Annotated in this window: 4 protein-coding genes; all 4 read right to left on the reverse strand. The window is 32.6% G+C overall.

From position 1 onward, the window contains the following. Window positions 1-218: 218 nt before the first annotated feature. Window positions 219-2,153 (reverse strand): YgiQ family radical SAM protein, encoded by a 1,935-nt coding sequence (locus QVA17_RS12270; protein ID WP_287389272.1) that lies wholly within the window; start codon window positions 2,151-2,153, stop codon window positions 219-221. Between the two features lie 202 nt (window positions 2,154-2,355). Next, complete coding sequence (locus QVA17_RS12275) at window positions 2,356-2,697, reverse strand: arsenate reductase family protein (protein WP_287389274.1); 342 nt, start codon at window positions 2,695-2,697, stop codon at window positions 2,356-2,358. Window positions 2,698-2,735: 38 nt separating this feature from the next. Further along, entirely contained in the window at window positions 2,736-3,083 is a 348-nt protein-coding gene (locus tag QVA17_RS12280; protein ID WP_287389278.1) for an arsenate reductase family protein, read from the reverse strand. Window positions 3,084-3,271: 188 nt separating this feature from the next. Further along, a partial coding sequence (locus QVA17_RS12285; protein WP_287389276.1) for a hypothetical protein occupies window positions 3,272-4,287 on the reverse strand: 1,016 nt, incomplete at its 5' end.

Raw genomic sequence — 4,287 nt, forward strand, 5'->3', positions numbered from 1 at the left:
CATTAAAGAGTTACACTAGATTCAAGTATTAAGTTCTCACGTCGTTAACATGGGCTTAGTATATCAAAAGAAAAAAAAATAGCAAGCGGTATTACCACCTTTTTTGAAAATTTTCTAAAATATAGTACTTATGTCTTATTTTTTATAAGTAAAAAAGCAAGGTACTAACTATAAAGTTATACCTTGCTTCCTATTAATCATCTAATTTGTCACTTAATCTATCTTGTTTTCTTATGTCCATTAGACTTTTTATTATTGATTTTTTTATTTATCTTAGCTGGCTTAGCCTTATCTTTACTGCTATTTTTACTCTTACCCTTACTTTTATATTTATCTAATTTATAAGTATAAGTCATCTTACGTGGTGGAATAAGACATTCCTCACCAAAACCAATAAGATCTTCTCTACCGGCTTCTTTTAATGCTTCCTTTACAATATCATAATTTTCAGGTTTCCAATATTGGATTAAAGCTCTTTGCATAGCCTTCTTATGTGGGTTATGTTCAACAAATACAGGTTCAAGAGTAAATGGATCAAGTCCTGTATAATACATTGTTGTTGAAACTGTACCTGGCGTTGGGTAAAAATCCTGCACCTGCTCAGGGCTAATATGATGCTTCTTTAAATATTGCGCAAGCATAATAGCATCTTCTAATCTAGAACCTGGATGAGATGACATTAAATATGGCACGATAAATTGATTAAGATGTAATTCCTCGTTTACCTTTTCAAATTCCTTGACAAACTCATTGTAGATTTCAACTCCAGGTTTTCCCATTTTAGATAATACGTTATCTGAAATATGCTCTGGTGCTACTCTTAACTGTCCACTAACATGATATTGACATAGTTCCTTTAAGAAATCTTTATTCTTATCAGCAACTAAATAATCATATCTAAATCCAGAGCGAACGAATACTTTCTTAACACCCTGTAATTTTCTTAATTTACGAAGTAGGCTCAAATAATCGGAATGATCTACATTTAAATTAATACATGGCTTTGGATATAGACAACGTTTGCCAACACAAGCGCCCTTGGTCATCTGCTTAGAACAAGCTGGTGCTCTAAATTCAGCTGTTGGGCCACCAACATCATGAATATATCCCTTAAAGTCAGGATCTTCAATCATCTCCTTAGCCTCTGTAATAATAGATTCATGACTTCGTGCCTGCACAATTCTACCTTCATGCATAGTTAAGGCACAGAAATTACATTCTCCATAACAGCCTCTATTAGAAGTTAGAGAAAACTTAATTTCCTGTAAAGCGGGTACCCCGCCTGCTGCCTCATAACTTGGATGATAAGCTCTCATATATGGCAATTTATATACATCATCCATCTCAAGCTCTGTAAGCGGAAGTGCTGGAGGATTTTGTACTACAAATGTTTTTCCACCATAACACTCATACATAGTCTTTGCTTGAAATGGATCGGTATTCTTATATTGAAGGGCGAAGCTTCTTGCGTATTCGCGCTTATCATTTTCAATAGTCTCAAAATCAGGAAGTCTAATAGCATCATATATACTATCCTCGTCCCTTGTCTTATAGACTGTTCCCTTAATAAAGGTAACATCCTTTACATCAAGTCCTGAATTTAGGGCATCTGCGATTTCTACAATTGAATGCTCACCCATACCATAACTAATAATATCAGCACCTGATTCTAGTAAAATGGAACGTCTAACGGAATCTGACCAATAATCATAATGTCCCATTCTTCTAAGAGACGCCTCTAAACCACCGATTATGATTGCATCTTTCTTGTAAGTCTGACGAATAAGATTACAATAAACTATAACTGCTCTATCTGGTCTCTTACCCATAACACCACCTGGTGTAAAAGCATCTGTACTTCTATGTTTCTTAGCTACTGTATAATGGTTAACCAAAGAATCCATGTTTCCTGATGAAACCAAAAAACCTAATCTTGGCTTACCAAATACATCTATAGACTTAGGATCTTTCCAATCCGGCTGAGCAATAAAACCAATCTTGTAACCATTAGCCTCTAATACTCTTGTTATAATGGATGCACCAAAAGAAGGATGGTCAACATAGGCATCGCCACAAACGTAGACGAAATCCACCTGATCCCAGCCTCTTTCTAACATCTCTTCTCTTGTAATTGGTAAAAATCCTGTATTCATAAAAATCCTCTTTATCTATCTTGATTTGCAGATGTTTATCTTAATCTAATTATAGGTTAAATGCAAGTTTGTGTGAAGAGAGATTAGGACTTCCGTTACTGCGCTCGGGAAGTTGTTATTAAATTAAAAACACGCTTTCGCTATCTACAATATAATAACCCATGTAATCTACTAATGCAGAAACTTTCATATGCTATCATTCTTACTCCCAGGTCTTCCACACCTCTGGCTGATAGCCTAGGGTTGATTTTTGTCCATTTCTTATGACTGGTGTTTTTATTAGCTGTTGATTATCTAATAATCTTTCTAGCTTATCTTCCTCTGCTGTATATTTAAATAGAGCTAGGGCATCTTTATCTTTAGCATCTGGATTAACCATATTTTCAAGGCCGCCATTAGCTGCTGCCACTTTAGTTAATTCACCTTTACTCATTCCTTTTTCATTCATATCTACGAATTGAAATTTAATACCACGTTCTTTAAAGAAACGCTGGGCTTTCTTAGTGTCATTGCACTTTTTAGTGCCAAATATTTGTATGTTCATTTATAAATTCCTTCTTTACTGTGAACTCTGCTAACAACTTACTTTAAGCTCTTCCATTCCTCTTCTTTAAAGCCTAGTAAAACACTATCTTCTGTAATTACTAGGGGTCTTTTTACTAGCATGCCATCGCTGGCAAGAAGCTTTAACTGCTCTTCTTCTGACATATCCTTTAACTTTTTAGATAGCTCCATGCTTCTATAAAGTTGACCGCTGGTGTTAAAGAACTTTTTTAATTCCTTGCCACTTTTCTTATAGGCTTCCTTTAAAGTTTTCTGGTCTGGATTATTTTCCTTGATATCTATTAAATCGTAGTTAATATTATTGTCCTCTAGCCACTTTAATGCTTTCTTACATGTGGAACATCTACTATAACAATACACCTTCATAAATCTACCTCCATCTCTTTTTGTAATTGGTAAAAATCCTGTATTCATAAAAATCCTCTTTATCTATCTTGATTTGCAGATGTTTGTCTTAATCTAATTATAGGGGAAATGCAAGTTTGTGTGAAGAGAGATTAGGATTCCTTTTACTGCGCTCAGGAAGTTGTTATTTAATTAAAAACGCGCTTTCGCTATCTATACAAACCGTTCACTCCATAACTTTCATAATCACCTAATTTATAATTAGAAACAAAGTTTCTATCTGTTTCCCATTTAGCTATCGCCATATAAAATTTATCATTATATTTTCTTTGATTAATAAAAAAATCTAAGTAAGCTATAATCTCATTTTTTGTTAATATATTTTTATCAATGATAACTGCTAATATCTTATGTCTAGCTTTTTCTGTTAATTCGTTATCATTACTTACGTTATAACCAAATTGTCTTAGTACAGACTGACTTGCTAAATGCATATAATTATAATCATTACTACTAAAAAATGTTTTTGTATCACTTATTCTACATAATGGAACGCCTATTCTTTTCAATTCTTCATAAACACTTTCCATAATAAAATACGCACCACAAGATGAACAAAAACCTGCCGACACTTTCTTTTCTTGAACATTACCGTTTTTATCTACAACCGAAATTATTGCTGTTATGTCTTCTAATTTATGATTTTCCCCTTTACATCTAAAAATATTAGTTTTGATTACAAAATCCTTTGCTCCGATAACGTGATCTCCTTCTTTTCTTATATAATTATTTGTAACTTTTTCAATTTCTGTTACTTTTGGAGTCATTACTATTGTATTTGTTTTTTTCTTTTGTTTTTCAATTTTTTTGTTTCTTTTCCTTTTGCTATTAATTTCTCTTAATTGAGCTACTCTTTTTCTATTAGCTCTATCCTGTTCTTTTTTTAAATATAATTCTTCTTTTATTGCACTATCTATCTCACTATAATTAATAATTTCAAAAGACCAATCTATATAATCCTTCTTATTCCAACCCACATAATAGAAATTACATTTACTACACCATTTAATATATTCTACTGTCTTTCTATCTCTATTATTAAAGAAATGATTAAACATAACATAAACACCCTTCAATTTATGATGTTTACAATATGGATGGCTGCAAAATGGTTTTACTCCCTTATATACATAAAAAGTTGCGTAATAAAAGATGCGATTATGTG

It is taken from the genome of Lachnospira sp. (genome assembly GCF_016290755.1).
Taxonomy (GTDB): Bacteria; Bacillota; Clostridia; order Lachnospirales; family Lachnospiraceae; genus Lachnospira; species Lachnospira multipara.

What these genes read in the sequence shown, in the direction of transcription:
- QVA17_RS12280 (WP_287389278.1), bottom strand. Translation starts at nt 3,083, where the DNA reads ATGAAGGTGTATTGTTATAGTAGATGTTCCACATGTAAGAAAGCATTA.
- QVA17_RS12275 (WP_287389274.1), bottom strand. Translation starts at nt 2,697, where the DNA reads ATGAACATACAAATATTTGGCACTAAAAAGTGCAATGACACTAAGAAA.
- QVA17_RS12270 (WP_287389272.1), bottom strand. Translation starts at nt 2,153, where the DNA reads ATGAATACAGGATTTTTACCAATTACAAGAGAAGAGATGTTAGAAAGA.